Origin of the sequence: Paenibacillus oryzae, assembly GCF_001675045.1 — a bacterium.
GTDB classification, from domain to species: Bacteria; Bacillota; Bacilli; order Paenibacillales; family Paenibacillaceae; genus Pristimantibacillus; species Pristimantibacillus oryzae.
Window position 1 is genome coordinate 1 of sequence record NZ_LYPA01000046.1, and the last position, 16792, is coordinate 16792.

Annotated in this window: 11 protein-coding genes and 1 pseudogene; 10 read left to right on the forward strand and 2 right to left on the reverse strand. The window is 49.0% G+C overall.

Annotated features, from left to right (window positions below; genetic code table 11):
* Positions 1–611: 611 nt before the first annotated feature.
* Positions 612–3080, reverse strand: a complete 2469-nt coding sequence (locus A7K91_RS08440) for a pullulanase X25 domain-containing protein (RefSeq protein WP_068681637.1) — start codon at positions 3078–3080, stop codon at positions 612–614.
* Positions 3081–3272: 192 nt separating this feature from the next.
* Here A7K91_RS08440 and A7K91_RS08445 point away from each other — a divergent pair, with 192 nt between their 5' ends.
* The 5 genes from A7K91_RS08445 (at position 3273) to A7K91_RS08465 (ending at position 11872) form a co-directional block, all read left to right on the forward strand.
* Complete coding sequence (locus A7K91_RS08445; protein WP_082967308.1) at positions 3273–7133, forward strand: phospholipid carrier-dependent glycosyltransferase; 3861 nt, start codon at positions 3273–3275, stop codon at positions 7131–7133.
* 43 nt (positions 7134–7176) lie between these two features.
* Complete coding sequence (locus A7K91_RS08450; protein ID WP_082967309.1) at positions 7177–8205, forward strand: glycosyltransferase family 2 protein; 1029 nt, start codon at positions 7177–7179, stop codon at positions 8203–8205.
* A complete protein-coding gene (locus A7K91_RS08455) occupies positions 8165–8650 on the forward strand; it encodes a GtrA family protein (RefSeq protein ID WP_082967310.1) in 486 nt (161 codons plus the stop codon). The genes A7K91_RS08450 and A7K91_RS08455 overlap by 41 nt, the downstream gene beginning before the upstream one ends.
* A 43-nt stretch (positions 8651–8693) precedes the next feature.
* Positions 8694–9371 carry a class D sortase gene (locus tag A7K91_RS08460; protein WP_068681639.1) on the forward strand — a complete coding sequence of 226 codons (678 nt, stop codon included), beginning with the start codon at positions 8694–8696 and terminating at the stop codon, positions 9369–9371.
* 221 nt (positions 9372–9592) lie between these two features.
* The gene (locus A7K91_RS08465) at positions 9593–11872 is read left to right on the forward strand and encodes a heavy metal translocating P-type ATPase (RefSeq protein ID WP_068681641.1); all 2280 of its coding nucleotides are present in this window, start codon (positions 9593–9595) and stop codon (positions 11870–11872) included.
* Positions 11873–12001: 129 nt separating this feature from the next.
* On the opposite strand, the gene A7K91_RS08470 is transcribed toward A7K91_RS08465, so the two are convergent.
* Positions 12002–12883, reverse strand: coding sequence for a hypothetical protein (locus A7K91_RS08470; RefSeq protein WP_068681643.1), 882 nt, complete (start codon positions 12881–12883; stop codon positions 12002–12004).
* Positions 12884–13176: 293 nt separating this feature from the next.
* Between A7K91_RS08470 and A7K91_RS08475 the strand changes: the two genes are divergently transcribed.
* The 5 genes and pseudogenes from A7K91_RS08475 (at position 13177) to A7K91_RS08490 (ending at position 16778) form a co-directional block, all read left to right on the forward strand.
* On the forward strand, positions 13177–13542 hold the full coding sequence (locus tag A7K91_RS08475) for a virulence RhuM family protein (RefSeq protein ID WP_068681645.1): 366 nt from the start codon (positions 13177–13179) through the stop codon (positions 13540–13542).
* A gap of 57 nt (positions 13543–13599) precedes the next feature.
* Positions 13600–13824 carry a helix-turn-helix domain-containing protein gene (locus A7K91_RS08480; RefSeq protein WP_068681647.1) on the forward strand — a complete coding sequence of 75 codons (225 nt, stop codon included), beginning with the start codon at positions 13600–13602 and terminating at the stop codon, positions 13822–13824.
* A gap of 408 nt (positions 13825–14232) precedes the next feature.
* Positions 14233–14421 (forward strand): annotated as a pseudogene (locus A7K91_RS27430) (FMN-binding protein); the annotation flags it as partial.
* A 6-nt stretch (positions 14422–14427) separates the two neighbouring features.
* Positions 14428–15930 carry an FAD-dependent oxidoreductase gene (locus tag A7K91_RS08485; RefSeq protein WP_425415652.1) on the forward strand — a complete coding sequence of 501 codons (1503 nt, stop codon included), beginning with the start codon at positions 14428–14430 and terminating at the stop codon, positions 15928–15930.
* A 179-nt stretch (positions 15931–16109) separates the two neighbouring features.
* Positions 16110–16778, forward strand: a complete 669-nt coding sequence (locus A7K91_RS08490; RefSeq protein ID WP_068681862.1) for a tetratricopeptide repeat protein — start codon at positions 16110–16112, stop codon at positions 16776–16778.
* Positions 16779–16792: the final 14 nt, after the last annotated feature.

The window sequence follows — 16792 nt, forward strand, 5'->3', positions numbered from 1 at the left end:
AGGGACTTGGAATCCTTCAATCCCTTATTCAGGTAGGCAAAAATAGCTTTTCCTTTGCAGTGGTACCTGAGTAGTAACGAAAAATCGTATAAAGCAGGTGAAATCGTGAGGGTGAGAGGCTAGTTTGTACGAAAAATCGTATAAAGCAGGCGAAATCGTGAGGGTGAGAGGCTGATTTGTACGAAAAATCGTACAAACCAAGCGACACCGTGAGAGTCAGGACCTGGTTTGTATGAAAAATCGTACAAATCAAGCGGCTACGTATGTGTGAGGAGCTGGTTTGTACGAAAAATCGTACAAATCAAGCGGCTACGTATGTGTGAGGAGCTGGTTTGTACGAAAAATCGCATAAACCAAGCGACACCGTGTGAGTGAGGACTTGGGTTTGTACGATAAATCGCACAAACCCAGAAACCCAGAAACTCTAGCCTTCTCTGCGGAACCCTATTGCAGTATTTGTTAGGGCTCTCGCCGCGATACCCCATCTGCCATCATCCATCTGTCATCATCCATCTACCAAGATCCATCTGCCATTCACATTACTGCAGCTTCGGCCGCCCGCCGTCCTTTCCGTATTTTTATACGGGTAGAACTGAAGAATTAGTATGCGTTTACGCCATATCGGGGGTTCGTATAGGGGTCCGGATAATAACAGCGGTCAAGGGCTCCAGCATGATGGAGTCCTTCGTCAGCTTAAAGCCAACTCTGTCCTGCAATGCGATTGCTTGCGTTCCAGCCTGCTGTCCATCCGCTACAACCTCGCCTTCCGTCAAATCTTCCTCCAGTGTAATGGTTCTTGCCCGAGAATCGGCATTTGCAAAAATAGTATAACAACCGGTGCCGTCACTGGATTGACAGCGATAGGCAATAACCAGATCGCATTCGCCGATTTCCGGGGCATACAGGCGATGAACATGGCGGTTTACAAGCTCCATGCTGCCAAGCCGAAACGCGTTGGTGGATTTGCGAAGCTCAATCAGGCCGACGGTATAGCTGCGGGTAACGGCAGAGACGGGATACCGGCTTGCATCGGCTGCTTTGCTCCAATCAAAGCGGTTAATGGCATCGGAGGAATTATAGGAATTGTGGACAAAATACCCCCGAATATTGCCGTGGCAATCGCGCAACGTATGGCTGTGGGCCTCCGGCGGCTGTGGGCCGCTCCACGCCTTGGTACGGCCGTATTCCTGTCCCGCATGCATAAACGCGGTTCCTTGCGCGGTGAACAGCAGCACATGGCCAAGGCGGATGCGCCGATGGATGTTTTCCTCATCCTCTGCCGAGGAAGGATCAGCGGATAGTGAAAGCGCAATGACATCATGAAGCGTCAAATTGTCGTGCGCTTCGAGATATTGAACCATGTCGCCAGGCGAATCGGCAGGCGTATTGGAGGGCTGGCCCTTCAAATTGGCGAACAGCCTGTCGATGGGTCTGGCTCCGCCTGTCAAAAAACGAGGCTCTCCTTCGTTGCCATAACCGGATTTCAACTCATTGCGAAATTCGTCGGAAAAAACGCCAACATCGTCCGTCCGGTTCATCCAACCCTGGTCGGCGCCTTGGCCTGCCAAGGCCGGTTCTGCGAGATGCCCGGAAAAGGTTCGCCAACCCTCGCCAATAAACAACGCTTGGGGATTCAGCTCCGCTGCCGCGTTGTAGGCGTTTTGCACCGCTTCACAGGTGGCGTCGCCCATCATATCCCAGCGCATGCCGTCGATTTTAAACTCCTTGAACCAATAACGGACAGAATCCACCATCAGCTTCTCCGCCATGCGATGGTTGGTTGCCAGATTGTTGCCAAATCCTCCAACCAGCTCCCCGTCCGGCTTGCGGTAGAAATAATAGCCGGGCACGATATCCTCCAAGAGCCATGCTTTCGCCATATGCGTATAAACTACATCCAGAATGACGCCCATGCCCGCGCGGTGAATAGCCGCAATCAGCTCCTTCAGCTCGCGGATTCTAAGCTCCGGGTCTCGAGGATTTTCCGAATAAGCGCCATCCGGTGAAAAATAGGAATGAGGATCATACCCCCAATTGTAGTGGTTCCCCGAAACGGAAGGCTCCAGCTCGCGTTTGCCCATTGCGTCTTCATCCCCGTAATACCAGGCCATAACCGGCAGCAGCTGGATGTGGGTAACGCCGAGCGAGGCGATATAGTCCAGCTTTTCGGCAAAAGCGGAGAACGTGCCGAAGCGATGCTTCAGGCTGCCTTCAAGACAGGGGTCCGAGGTGAAATCCCGAATATGAACCTCGTAAATAATAGCGTCCTCACGGCTGCGATAGCCTTCGATGACAGCATAGTCCAGCCCGCCCTCTGGATTGGTTTCCCCCAAATTCACAATAGCCGCTTTTCCGGTTGCATCTGCATTTTCCCCCAGCGGCAAGCCGTCCGGACTGGTACGGAACTCCGCCATCGACCTGGCGTAAGGGTCCAGCCCTTTTGTAAGCTTGCCGCCATGGCTGATTTCGTATTGATAGAAGCAGCCCCGCAGATCGGTTTGTCCAAGCTCGTGCGGCTCCGCGCGAAGCTCCCAGACGCCTTTGCTGTTTTTGCTCATAGCCATAAAGCCGATAGAACGGCTGCTGTCGTTTTTATCATAAAAAATAACGGTGACGGAATCCGCCTTTGGAGCCCATAGCTTTATTGCGACTCCGCCGTCCTTATAAACGGAGCCAAGATCGTCGCCGTCGTAATAAAACCATGCATCAAGCTCTCTCCAGCTCAAGGAGCCTGGATCGGCGTCCGGCTTCCCTTCAAACCACTCCGACAACTTTCGGGTTGAAGCATCCTCGTGAAAAATAAACGCAACCTCCTTGGGAGCCTTTAGCTCGAAAGAGATATTGCCGCCACCCTTTACCCCGCCTGCGCCATAGTTTTCATCCCAACTCCCGTTAATTGCGACCTTGTATTCGTAGCTGCCGGGATGCAGCGGCACTATCAGTATATGCGTTCCATTTCCAATGTTCTTCATTGCTGTAGCGTTGGCGCCCGGCGACCAGTCCCTGCTGCCTATTTGCGTCTGAAAATTTCCCGTTACATGTGCAACTCTATCCGATGCTTTGGCGCTGATCAGTCTCACAACCTTTTGAAAATGATAGTTTACTAACCAGTATGATGTCGATCTATGTCTATTATACTTATCGGGTTTTCCGTTGGCAGGAATTTGTTCATTTTCATTAATCAATACTTTTTTTGGCTTTTGGATTGACCGCAGAGTTCCCATTGTATAAAGTGAGAATGAGTTTTCAAATTAAGGGAGAACGTGATGACAATGAGCAGAGTGTTGATTCGCAGTGTCTGGTTGTTAATAGCCCTTTTACTTTTATTGCCAGGAGCAGGTGCTCGAGCCGCCGGCAATTTATTAATAAACGGAGATTTTGAAGTCTCAAAAAATGGACTTCCTGAAGGCTGGGAAACGGAAGCCTGGCTTAAAGACGAAGGTCTGACTGTATTTGGCTGGGATCAGCAGGGGGCATTTGAAGGAAGTGGAGTTGCGTTTATAACAAATACAGGGGATAATCACGCCCGTTTCATCCAGAAGGTCAAGGTAAAGGGAAATCAGCTTTACCGTTTTTCGGGTTATGTTCGCACGGAAGGCGTAGGATCGCATGGCACTGGAGCGCATCTGTCTGTTGAAGGAGCGGCGCTGACCTATCCTAATGTAACGGATACCGGAGGAGAATGGTCGTTTCTGGAGTTCTATGGCAAAACGGCTAAAAATCAGCGCGAAATTGAAGTTGGCATCAGCTTGGGCGGATACGGAGGCATCAATTCGGGGACAAGCTGGTTTGATTCCGTCTCGGTAGAGGAAGTGAGCAAAGCGCCCGAGGGTGCGGAGGTGCTGCCGCTTGCTCCGACCTCCATCGACGGAGGGGACAGCGGCGAAAAGGAAGCCGCTCCAAAAGTTTCGATCTTGTCCACGATGATTTATGCCGTGTTGTTTACCCTGCTGTTCGTATGGGTCAACCGGAGCTTCATTAGAGGCGGGGCGCTTGCGGCAGGAGAGCGTTCGCGCAATCTGGCGCCCGTGCTCCTGGCATTGGGCTTGGGCCTTGGGCTTGCCCTGCGCATTGTTATCGGACTAACGAATGAGGGGTATGTCAATGACATCGCCTTGTTCACTTATTGGTCGGATCATGCCGTGTCTCATGGCCTGGCGAACTTTTATCATACGGATATCTTTGTCGATTATCCGCCGGGCTACATTTATATCCTTTACGCTCTAGGCGTAGTCAAGGGCTGGCTTGGCATTGATAACGGAACAACGGCTGCCCTGCTTCTGTACAAGCTGCCCGCCATTTTGGCAGATTTGGCCGCAGCTGCCGTGCTGTACCGTGTATCGCGCTCCAAGCTGGGAAATCTGGCCGGAGCCGGCATTGCCTTGCTGTATATTTTTAATCCGGCCGCTATTTATGATTCAGCTGCCTGGGGGCAGGTTGACGCTATTTTTGCGCTTGCCTTGTGCCTCGCTGTTTGCGGCATGGCGGAACGCCGGTTTGGCTACGCATCTATCTGGTTCGCCATCGCTGCGCTGATCAAGCCGCAGGCCTTTATCTTTATGCCGGTGCTGCTGCTTGCGCTTGCCCTGAATCGCAAATGGAAGCCTTGGCTGCTTAGCGCAGGCTATGGCTTCACGACATTTTTGCTTCTTGCTACGCCGTTTTTCTGGAAAACAGGCGGGCTTGCTTCGTTGATCAAGCTGTACAGCGGCACGTTGTCCTCTTATCCGTATGCCACATTGAATGCATTCAATTTCTACGCGCTGCAAAACGCCAACTGGAAGCCGCTCGGCGAGTCCTTTCTTTTTATCCCTTACCAGGTATGGGGAGGGCTGTTTATTGCCTGCGCGGTTGCGCTGTCGGTCTATTTCGCGCTTGTTTCATTAAGGCGCAATGGAGGCAATCAGGACGACCGCTCCTTTTTTATCGCGCTAATTCTTATTGCCGTCGTGTTTATTTTTGTCACCAAAATGCATGAGCGCTACATGTTCCCGGCCTTGCTGCTTAGTTTATTTGCTTACATTCAATCCTCTGACCGGAGGATGCTGGGAATCTTTTATGGCTTCACCATCACAAACTTCATTAACATGAGCTATGTTCTGTTGTTCAGCAAATTTACGACCAACGTACCGATGGACGGCATTGTCATTTTGTGCTCCGCCGCCAATATCGGTTTGCTTCTATATGCCATCTACATTGGATATGATAGGTACAAACGAGGCAATATACTGCGCTCCGAAATGATTAAGCCGGAGGATCGCCAAGCGGAGGACAGGAGGCTGCTGGATGCAGCGCTTGGGGTCAAAGAAGGCAATGGCATGGGAGCTGCCGGAGGAGCCGTCCTGACATCCAGAAAACGCCGCAATCCGCTTTCCAAAAAGGAATGGCTCTGGATGGGCGGCATTACGCTGGTTTACGCCGCTGTTGCGCTATTTAACCTCGGCGCGATGAAAGGCCCTGTTACGCCTTGGCAGCCTGCATCCGGGGGAGAAAGCTTTTATGTCGATCTTGGTGAAAATAAGCAGCTGGAGCGGATTACGAGCTTTGGCGGAGTAGGTACGGGCAAATACAGGCTGGAATTTGCGCCGGATAACGGGGATTGGTTTAATCCAATCGAGGTGGACAATTCCCATGTTGCCGTTTTTTCCTGGCGGAGCGAAAAACTGGAGCTGACTGCGAGATACGTTAAGCTTACGGTTACGCAAGCCGGATTTTCGATGCATGAAATGGCCTTTTACGAAAAAGGCAGCAAGGAGCCGCTGCCCGTCATTGGCATTAATGAAGACGAAGCCGGAACGCCGCGCCGGGGAAGCCTGCAAAACCTGTTCGATGAGCAGGAGCTGATGATTTATAATCAGAACTTCCGCAACGGAAGCTATTTTGACGAAATTTATCATGCCCGCACGGCCTACGAAAATCTGGAAGGCATTGTTGCTTATGAAAATACCCACCCGCCGCTGGGGAAAATCATTATTGCCCTTGGCATCAAGCTGTTTGGGCTTAACCCGTTTGGCTGGCGGATTGCGGGAACGGTAATCGGGATTGCGATGCTGCCCATTATGTATATGATGGCAAGGCGGCTGTTTGGAAAACCGCTTTATGCGGCGCTGGCAACGATATTGTTTGCCGCCGACTTTATGCATTTTACGCAAACACGCATATCGACTATAGATGTTTACGGCGTATTTTTTATAATGCTTATGTTTTATTTCATGCATAAATATGTGTCCATGAATTTCTACCGCGACAAGCTGGCTGCAACATTGGTGCCGCTTGGTTTGGCGGGGCTGTTCTTTGGCCTTGGCGTCGCCTCCAAATGGATTGTCCTGTATGGCGGAGCGGGGTTAGCCATCATGCTGCTTCTGTCGCTCATTGATCGATGGAAGGAATATGCGGCGGCCAAACGGGCTATTAAAGCAGGCCAATACGACGAGAGAAATGAATCCGCTCTGCGGAATATGCTCAAACATTTCCCGAGAAATACTGTCGCTACCCTTTTAAGCTGCCTGATCTTTTATATCGCGATTCCAGCCGGGATCTACGCCTTGTCCTACATCCCGATTCTTTCGGTCATGAAGGACGGCTATACATGGCAGGCGCTCGTGGATTACCAAAAAAACATGTTTAATTATCATAGCAATCTGGTGTCCTCACATCCCTTCGCCTCCTCCTGGTGGGAATGGCCGTTTATGAAACGCCCCGTTTGGTATTATTCGGGCAGCGAGCTGGCCGAAGGAATGAAATCAACGATAGTGGCGATGGGCAATCCGCTTATCTGGTGGACCGGAATTTTCGCTATGCTGCTTACGATTTATGTCAGCGTAAAGCGCAGGGATAAGGGGATTTATATGCTGTGGATTGCGTTTTTGGCGCAATATGTTCCCTGGATGCTTGTGACGAGAGAGACATTCCTATATCATTATTTTGCAATGGTGCCTTTTGTAATCTTGAGCATTATATATATATTCAAGCATATGGAGGAGCAAAAACCCTGGTTCCATAAAGTCCGCAAAGGCTATATCATTGCTGCCGTAGCATTGTTCGTTCTCTTTTATCCCGCGTTGTCGGGCTTGACGGTGCCTAAGGCGTATGTAGATATTTTGCTGAGATGGTTCCCGAGTTGGGTATTTTAAATTTGAAACGTTTTGAACGACCTTTTAAAGGAAGGGTGTATTTATGTCAGCAGCAGCAGTCACCTATAGCGTGATTGTACCTATGTACAATGAAGAGTTAGTAATTGAGCATACGTATGAGCGGCTTAAGGAAACGATGGATGAGGCGGGAGAGCCGTACGAGCTTATTTTTGTGAACGACGGGAGCAAGGATCGGACCGTCGAGCTGGTGAACCTGATCGCAGAATGCGATCCCAATGTCCGGCTGGTTGATTTTTCGCGGAATTTTGGCCATCAGATCGCGATTTCAGCAGGCATGGATTATGCAAAAGGCGATGCCGTTGTTGTTATTGACGCCGACTTGCAGGACCCGCCTTCCGTCATTCTTGCCATGATCGAAAAGTGGAAGGAAGGCTACGAGGTCGTATATGGGCGCAGGCTTAAGCGCAAAGGAGAAACGCTGTTCAAAAAGCTGACGGCCAAAGCGTTTTACCGCTTGCTTCGCAGCATGACCAATGTGGATATCCCGCTGGATACGGGCGATTTCCGGTTGATTGACCGCAAGGTGTGCGACGTGCTGCGAGGCTTGAAGGAGAAAAACCGCTTTGTGCGCGGCCTGATCAGCTGGATTGGCTTCCGCCAGACTAGCGTGGAATACGTGCGCGAGGAGCGTTTTGCGGGAGAAACTAAATATCCGCTCAAAAAGATGATTTCCTTTGCGCTGGACGGGATTACCTCTTTTTCCTACAAGCCGCTTAAAATTGCAACCTATTTGGGCTTTCTGCTGTCGCTGAGCAGCTTTGTCTATTTGCTGATTGTTCTGTATCAAGGGTTCTTTACAGATACGACGACCCCGGGTTGGGCAACGATTGTGGTGCTCAACTTGCTGTTTAACGGCATTATTCTCATTTTGCTGGGAGTTATCGGGGAATATATCGGACGTATTTATGACGAATCCAAGGACCGTCCGCTTTATATCGTAAGGGAAGCTAAAGGGTTCCAAGCAACATCTGACAACGCGGCTGCGGCAGACAAGGAAGCAGACTCCAATAATGGGCCAGAAAACGCCAAGCGCCTGGGGAAATATGTCTAGCCCCGGCAAAAGGGACTGGGTAAACCAGTTGTTCAGGTTTGGGCTTGTCGGCGTGCTTAATACGCTGATTGATTTTTCCGTTTTTACGCTGCTCATCGTTTTGTCGGTGCATTATGTAGTAGCCCAGCCTGTAGCCTATTTGGCGGGAACGGCTAATAGCTATTATATGAATAGAGCCTTTACCTTCTCTGCGCGGAGTAGAGGAGAGAAGGGCTCTGAACCAACGGCCCCGATAGGGGATTGGGCAAGAAAGCTTCGCTTTTTGCTCTGGAATCTCGTCATGCTTGGCGCCTCAATCGGATTGATGGCTCTGGCTACTGAAGCGGCAGGTTTTCATGAGATGGTGTCCAAGGTATTGGTGACGGGGGTTATCGTTGTTTTGAATTTTGTCGGAAGCAAGCTTTGGGTTTTTGCAGAGGCGCCTGCTGTAAGCAAGGAGCATTAATAGCCAGGAAGCTTAGCGGCACTTATAGGAGGAGGCTGTCAAAATGAAAAAAGGATTGGCCTATAGTCTTGTTTTCATTGGCCTGCTGCTGTTGGCCTATCCCCGGGCAAGCGAGTGGTATAATGACCGGCAGCAGCAGAAATTGCTTGAAGCCTGGGAAGCCAGCGCAATGCAGGAGGAAGCTTCGCAGGAAGCGCTGGAGCAATATGACGGCCTTACTAATCTTTTTGCAGATGCCGATGAGGATACCGCCTTGCCCGAGGCAAGCGCATTTGAGCCGGAGGCAACTGCCAGCGAGCAGCCAGCGCCTACTAAGCAGCCGGCTGCGCTAAATGCGATTGCAAGCATCAAAATCCCCAGCATCAAGCTTAATTTGCCGGTGCTGGAGGGGGCTACGCAAAAAAATATGAAATATGCCGCCGCGCATCTGAAGGAAACATCGCCGCTTGGCGCTGTAGGCAATGCGGCGATTGCCGCCCATCGCATGAAAGCAAGGGGCAGCTTGTTCAACCGGCTGGATGAGGTGAAGGTTGGGGACACAATCGTTGTAGAGACCAAAAAAGAAAAATTTACGTATACCGTTTACAAGGTATCCATTGTTGAGCCAACCGATGTGTCGGTTCTCAATTACAATCAAACCGACAAACGGCTTACGCTCATTACGTGCGATCCCGTCGTCAACCCGACGCATCGCCTGATAGTGCATGCTGAAATGACTTAACGCCGTTCCGGCCAGCCGAATAGCTGCAGATTGCCGCCCTGGGCATAGTGCCAGGGCGGTTTTTTATTTACCGGAATATGCTGTATAGGCTGCGGCAGCCTTGAATCATAATAAAGCAGATTCAGGAAGGGAATTGACGAAAGCTGGAATTGAATCTATAATTAATATATGAATGATTGTTCATGCGTTAAGTTCCATACGTTTAGAATGGTGGTGCTGATATGGAAATATCAACCGAAAAGGTGAAACGTTCTTTTATATTGGAGGGGCTGGATTGCTCGAACTGCGCCATGAAGATTGAAGGCAATATTCAGAAGATAAAGGGAATCGAGGATTGCTCCGTCAGCTTTGCAACAAAAACCTTGACGATGGGCATGCCGAAGGAGCAGGAGCAAGCGCTAGTTGAACAGGTGACGCACAAAATCAAGGAGCTGGAGCCGCATATCAAGGTGGTGGACAAAAATGCGCGCAGAGCCAGAAAGCCGCAAAATAGCGGTCAAGGCAGCGGACACTCACATAGCGGCTCGCACAGTCATTCGCATAATCATTCCCATAGCCATAGCGGCGATCACGGGCATAACCACGCTCATGAGAATGAGGAGGAGCATGAAGACGGTCACGACCACGGACACGATCATGGAGCGGCCAACACAAAGATAATGTTAACCCGCCTGATTGCTGGAACTGTATTGCTTGCTGCCGGTATATGGGCGCCGCTGGCGGGTACTTACGAGCTTGCCGTCTTCCTACTTGCTTATATTATTATCGGCGGGGACATTTTGCTTCGTTCGGCCAAAAATATTATGCGCGGCAGAGTGTTCGATGAACACTTTCTTATGAGCATCGCAACCATTGGCGCTTTTCTTATCGGGCAATATCCCGAAGGCGTATCCGTTATGCTGTTTTATCAGATTGGCGAGCTGTTTCAAAGCATCGCTGTTAACCGGTCGAGAAAATCCATCAGCGATTTGATGGACATCAGACCCGATTATGCCAATTTGAAGCTTGGCGATGATACGAAACGGGTAAGTCCCGAGGAGGTAGAAATCGGGCAGCTGATTGTGATTAAACCCGGCGAGCGGGTTCCACTGGACGGCAAGGTTGTGGACGGTTTCTCCGCAATGGACACGTCGGCTCTGACGGGTGAATCCGTGCCGAGAGAGGTAGAGCCAGGCCAGGAGGTTTTAAGCGGCTTTATTAACAAAAACGGCGTGTTGACGGTAGAGGTCAACAAGGTGTTTGGCGAATCAACGGTTTCCAAAATATTGGACCTGGTCGAAAACGCCAGCAGCAAAAAAGCGCCTACTGAAAATTTTATAACTAAATTCGCCAAATATTATACACCCGTTGTTGTTATTGTAGCGGCATTGATGGCAGTAGCTCCTCCATTGCTATTTGAAGGAGCAACCTTTTCCGATTGGGTATACCGGGCACTTGTTTTTCTCGTTATTTCTTGTCCCTGTGCGCTTGTTGTTTCTATTCCGCTTGGCTTCTTCGGCGGTATCGGCGCTTCCTCCCGCAATGGCGTGCTTATTAAAGGCAGCAACTACCTGGAGGCGCTCAATGATGTCAAATATGTCGTATTTGATAAAACCGGCACCTTAACGAAGGGAGCATTTACGGTTACTTCCATTCAGCCAAAAGTCGCTGGCGTGTCGCAGGAGGAGCTGCTTCGTTATGCGGCTTACGCGGAAATGCACTCGAACCATCCCATCGCCCATTCAATCCGGGCGGCTTATGACCGTGAGCTGGATGAAGGTCTGATTTCCGACTACAATGAAGTTTCGGGCCACGGCATTGGAGTTCGGTTTGAAGGCAAGGAAATATTGGCCGGCAATTCAAAATGGATGGAAAAGGAGCAAATCGCTTTTTCGGCTTCCGATGAGGTCGGCACGATTGTTTATATCGCGGTTGACCGGGTTTATGCGGGTTATCTGGTCATTTCAGATGAAATTAAAGAGGATTCCGCCAAAGCTATATCAGCCTTGAAATCGCTTGGCATCGCCAGGACGGTCATGCTGACAGGCGATTTGAGGCCTGTTGCCGAAAAGGTAGGGCAGCAGATTGGCATTGACGAGGTTTGCGCCGAGCTTCTTCCGCAGCATAAGGTTGAAGAGATTGAAAGGCTGGATCGTCTAAAAAGCAAACGGGAAAAAATCGCTTTTGTCGGGGATGGCATTAATGATACGCCGGTGCTGGCAAGAGCAGATGTTGGGATTGCGATGGGCGGACTGGGGTCTGATGCGGCCATCGAAGCCGCGGATATCGTAATTATGACCGACGAACCCTCCAAGCTGGCAGCAGCCATCCAGATTGCCAAAAAAACAAGAGCAATTGTATGGCAAAATATTGGATTCGCCATGGGGGTAAAGGGCTTGTTCCTTGTATTGGGGGCGTTTGGAGTGGCCTCCATGTGGGAAGCCGTTTTTGCCGATGTTGGCGTAACGCTTATTGCCGTTATTAACGCAATGAGGGTGCTCAAAACAGAGCCTAAGGTTTAAGCTGTTGTCTTATCCTCTGTTGTCCTGTCTTGTCCAAAGACCTCCCCTCCCGTCGCAAGAGGAGATGCGGGAGGTTTATTACTTGCATAGGTTCATCGGGAAGCATAAATGGTAGCTTATAAGAGGGCTTTAATATAATTTTAAATAGTATAAAAGCTCAAACATATGAGATAAAAGCTTGGATTCATCTACAAGTTCTCCTTGCTTTAATGCCTTAATCATGTTTTGCAGATGATTGTATTTTCGGAGCATGAGCAGATCCGTTATTTTAGGTAAAGATTCGTTTATTGCGTTTATGTTGCTCTGGTATTTGCTCATGGCTTCTTCATAGGTAATCGATTGTATGGTTGAATGAGAGACAGGTGAAGCTACGGGTTGAAACGTATAGGTTGGATGATGCCCCTTCATTTGAGCTAAACGATGCCATTTATTTTGTTCTCGTATCTTGATTAATTGCTGCTTAAATCTTTTTTCGATTCTGCTCTCCTGAATAGAAGAGAGCGGAAGGCCAATAACAATTTGTGTTTTCAGCTCTTCTGCCAGAGGCAGTCGGCCATAAACGCTTGGCAGCTCCCAGCCTTGCTCATACCTGAGAAGAATGCCATCGCGCTCGAGGTCGATTTTATGGAAACCATTCGTTATATCCTTAATCAGCTCGGCAGACATCATTGTATAATTTCCGAGACAGGTTTCCCCTAGCCGATACGTTTTGTTTTCCTTGCGATGATGGACGATGTAGCAAAACCTAAGCGCCATGCCGCATTCGCATGTATAGGGACGATTTCCGTACCCGCCGTCCAAAATCTCCTTTAGCTCCCAATCATCCAATTGATCCCAAGCCTCATCTATAGATGTATCAGGATGCAGCACAACTCCCTTTTTGTGAGCAAGCTTCTCCAGCCATTTGCTTTTTTTGCTTTGCTTCAAATAACGCTGCAAAAATTCCGATTGCTCGTCATTTAACAGTTGAACTAGCCGGTTTACTTCCTTTTCGGTCAATGGAGATGCCATAACGTTTCCTCCGTTCAGAGCCAGGTTCCAGCACCCATATCATACCATATAATGGACAGGCAGGATGGGAACAAACGTTGAAGGGCAGCGGGACATAAGAGCAGGTTTTTATTGAAGCATTATGAACGAGAAGACCGTTCGCAATCATGTCTCAATTGAAGAAACAGGTGGGCACTTTATGGAGAGAGAATCAGAACTTGGAGGTTCTTTTTTTACCGTGAACTATACAAATGTGATAAGATGGGAACATATGATTGTATGATAAGGACAAGCATTAGAGAGGTGAATGTATAATGGATACCGATACAGATATTTTAATATATCAGACTGAGGACGGGAATACCAAGATTGACGTAAAGCTGGAGAATGGAACAGTATGGATGACTCAAAAGGCAATTGCGGAGTTGTACCAAAAAGGTGTCAGCACTATTAACGAACATATCAAAAACATCTATGAAGAAGATGAATTACAAGAGGAAGCAACTATTCGGAAAAACCGAATAGTTCAAACTGAGGGACAGCGGCAAGTGGAGCGAGAAGTCGCGTTCTATAATCTTGAATTAATTAGGTTTAAAATGAGGAAAGGAAAAACACAAGCGAAGTGCCCATTTTATATAGATACAGCACCACTCGGTTGCCCTCTTCATATGATAAGTTGACTGTATCCCTTGACCTTGTTATACCACAAAAACCCGAGCAAGGAGGGGTGACAAACTTTGAAGGGTAGCGACCACAAGAGCAAGTTTTTATTGACGCATCGTGAACGAGAGGTATTCGAGCTGCTGGTACAGGACAAAACAACGAGGGATATTGCCAAGCAACTTTTCATCAGCGAGAAGACCGTTCGCAATCATATCTCAAACGTTATGCAAAAGCTGAACGTCAAAGGTCGTTCGCAAGCAGTTGTCGAGCTGATCAAGCTTGGGGAGTTGCAAATATAACAACCAAATAAGCTGAATGAAGACAGCATGTCATTGTGCTGTCTTTTTCGTGTTATTCGTGTTTTCTTTATTTACAAATCTAAAAATACTTTAGTAATGTGACATTTTATTCAGCAAATCCCTTTTATTTTTGCTAAACTCACTAAGTGAAAAGATTCACAATTTCTGTGTTTATTTACTTTCTTAAAATCGGGAGGAAAAAAAGTGAAAACAGTCAGCATGGTTCAACTAAGTAAAAAAATGATGTCGTTAGCGCTTGTTGTTATTTTGGCGGCGGCAATGGTAACGGGTTGCAGTAAAGGAAACCAGGAGGCGGAGAGCACTCAAGCAGGTGTAAGCGCTACACCAAATGCCGGCGCTATATATGTGGCCGGAACTTACTCCGCAACCGTAGCCGGCATGCATGAGATGACTGTGCATGTTACCGTCTCTGATACGGCAATTACGGATATCAAGATCGACCACAGTGAAACTGCTGGGGTTGGCGAACCGGCAATCGAGTCCATAGCTAACGAAATCGTTGAAATTCAGGGGTTGGGCGTGGACATCGTGTCGGGAGCGTCCCTTACCAGTAACGCAATCGTTGACGGAGTTGCGGATTGCTTGAAGCAGGCCGGATTAAACGATGAAGGCATTAACAAGCTGCTCGCCATCAAAAAGGAAGTAACAAAGGAAAGCGATCAGGAGCTTGCAGCTGACGTTGTTGTTATTGGAGCCGGCGGCGCCGGCATGGCTGCGGCAACAACGGCCAATCAGGCTGGCAAAACTGTAATCGTAATTGAAAAGGCGTCCAAAATGGGCGGGAACACGATTTTGTCCGGCGGCGCATTTAATGCTGTTGACGATGGAAGCGAAACAGCGATTGCCAATAAGGACAGCGTAGAGAAGCATTACACTCAAACCTTTGAGGGCGGAGACAAGCAAGGCGATCCCAAGCTGGTGCGTACGCTTGTCGAAAATGCCTGGTCGGGCGTCGTATGGCTCAAAAGCCTTGGCATGGAGTTTCAGGACGGCGTATTTACCGTTACGGGAGGCATGTGGCCTCGCGCGCATAAACCGGTTGAGCCCGAAGGTACAGGCTTCTTTAAAACCTATCAGGAATACATTGATAAAAATAAAGGCATTACGATGGTGTACAACACAACGGCGGATGAGCTTATCGTTGAAAACGGAATTGTAACCGGCGTGCGCTGTACCGGCAAATCCGGCAATACCATTACGGTAAAAGCGCAAAACGGCGTCGTATTGGCAACCGGAGGATTTGGTCAAAACATTGAAATGCGCATGAAATACAATGAAATCAGCAAGAAGTGGCCAACCCTGGATGCCTCCATTCCAAGCACCAACACCAGCGGCATTACAGGCGACGGCATGATTATGGCGGAAAAAATCGGCGCTAATCTGGTTCAAATGGAAAATATTCAGCTATTACCGTTAGGCGATCCCAAAACCGGAAGCCTTTCGGGCAATATCGAGCATGCGGTAGAAAGCCGAATTTTCGTTAACCTGGACGGGAAACGTTTTGTCAATGAAGGCGGACGCCGCGATGAAATGACGCTTGCCTTATTCGATCAGAAGGATACCACCATGTATATTGTTATGGATAGCGATACGTATCCTAAGGGAGATGAATTAAACAACTTTGGCGAATCCATTGCCAGTCTGGTAAGCGCAGGCCGCAGCCTGAAGGCCGATACGCTGGAAGAGCTTGCCCAATTGATGGGCGTGCCTGCCGATAACTTGATTGGAACAGTCAAAGCCTATAACCGATATTGCAAAGACGGGGATTTGGCTGGAACGGCGGATGAATTTGGACGCACTTTATTTTCGGATACAGATGGTATTAATAATGGCATTAATGACGGTCCGTTCTATGCGGCAGTACGTGTGCCTACCGTGCATCATACGATGGGCGGCGTACAAATTAATGAATTGGCACAGGCCATTTCGACTTCTGGAGAAGTCATTCCCGGCTTGTTTGCCGCAGGAGAGGTAACAGGCGGAATTCATGGCAGCAACCGTCTGGGAGGCAACGCTCTGAGCGACACAATCGTATTCGGGCGAATTGCGGGAACAAGCGCATCAAACTTTGCGAGGCAAGAATAGCTGGCCATATTATATAAAAAATCCAAATAACCCGAATGAAGGCAGCATGGCAGCATGCTGTCTTTTTCGTGTGGCGGGAAATGCTCCATGAGGTAAAGTTTGTGGTATTATGGAAGGAAGTTGCTAAAAAGCCGTTGGAAAAACGGGAGCTAATTATAATAAAGTTGGTGAGGGGTCCCATGTTTAAATTAACTTTTTTATTCCTTTGGCTGTATTGGCTGTTGGGCAATCCGATTATAGCTATTCTTGTTTTGCTTGTGGTGTTGTATTTGCTGGACCGCCGATTTGTCGGCATTTCGCCTAGCATACTAAAGCCGCTTAAGCGGCTTTCGCGTATACGCAAGCTGAAGGCTCATATCGCGGGATCGCCTAATGATGTGTCCGCCAAGCAAGAGCTGGCCCGCCTGCTGATTGAACGAAAAAAATTCAAAGAGGCGCTGCAGCTGCTGGAGCCGCTGCAAAGAACGCTGGAGGACTCTGCGGAATATTGGGATGCTTTAGGCCACAGTCAGGCGGAAACCGGAAATGTTGAGCAAGGCATCGCTAGTATGAACAATGCGCTGAAGCTGAACGCAAGGGTCAAATACGGCGCGCCTTACCTGCGTCTTGCCGATATTTACGCAAATACGGATGCCGAAAAGGCGCTGGACTTTCTCCGGCAATTTCAGCAAATCCAGTCCTCCTCCTGTGAAGCGTATTATCGGATGGCGCAGCTATACAGCAAGCTTGGCAGACAAAACGAGGCCAAGGAGGCCGCCAAAGAAGGATTGATGATGTACCGCACATTGCCCCGTTACAAAAAACGTTCCGAGCGGGGTTATGCAGTTCGGCTGCTATTTAAAAAATGACGGGTAAAGGGGCA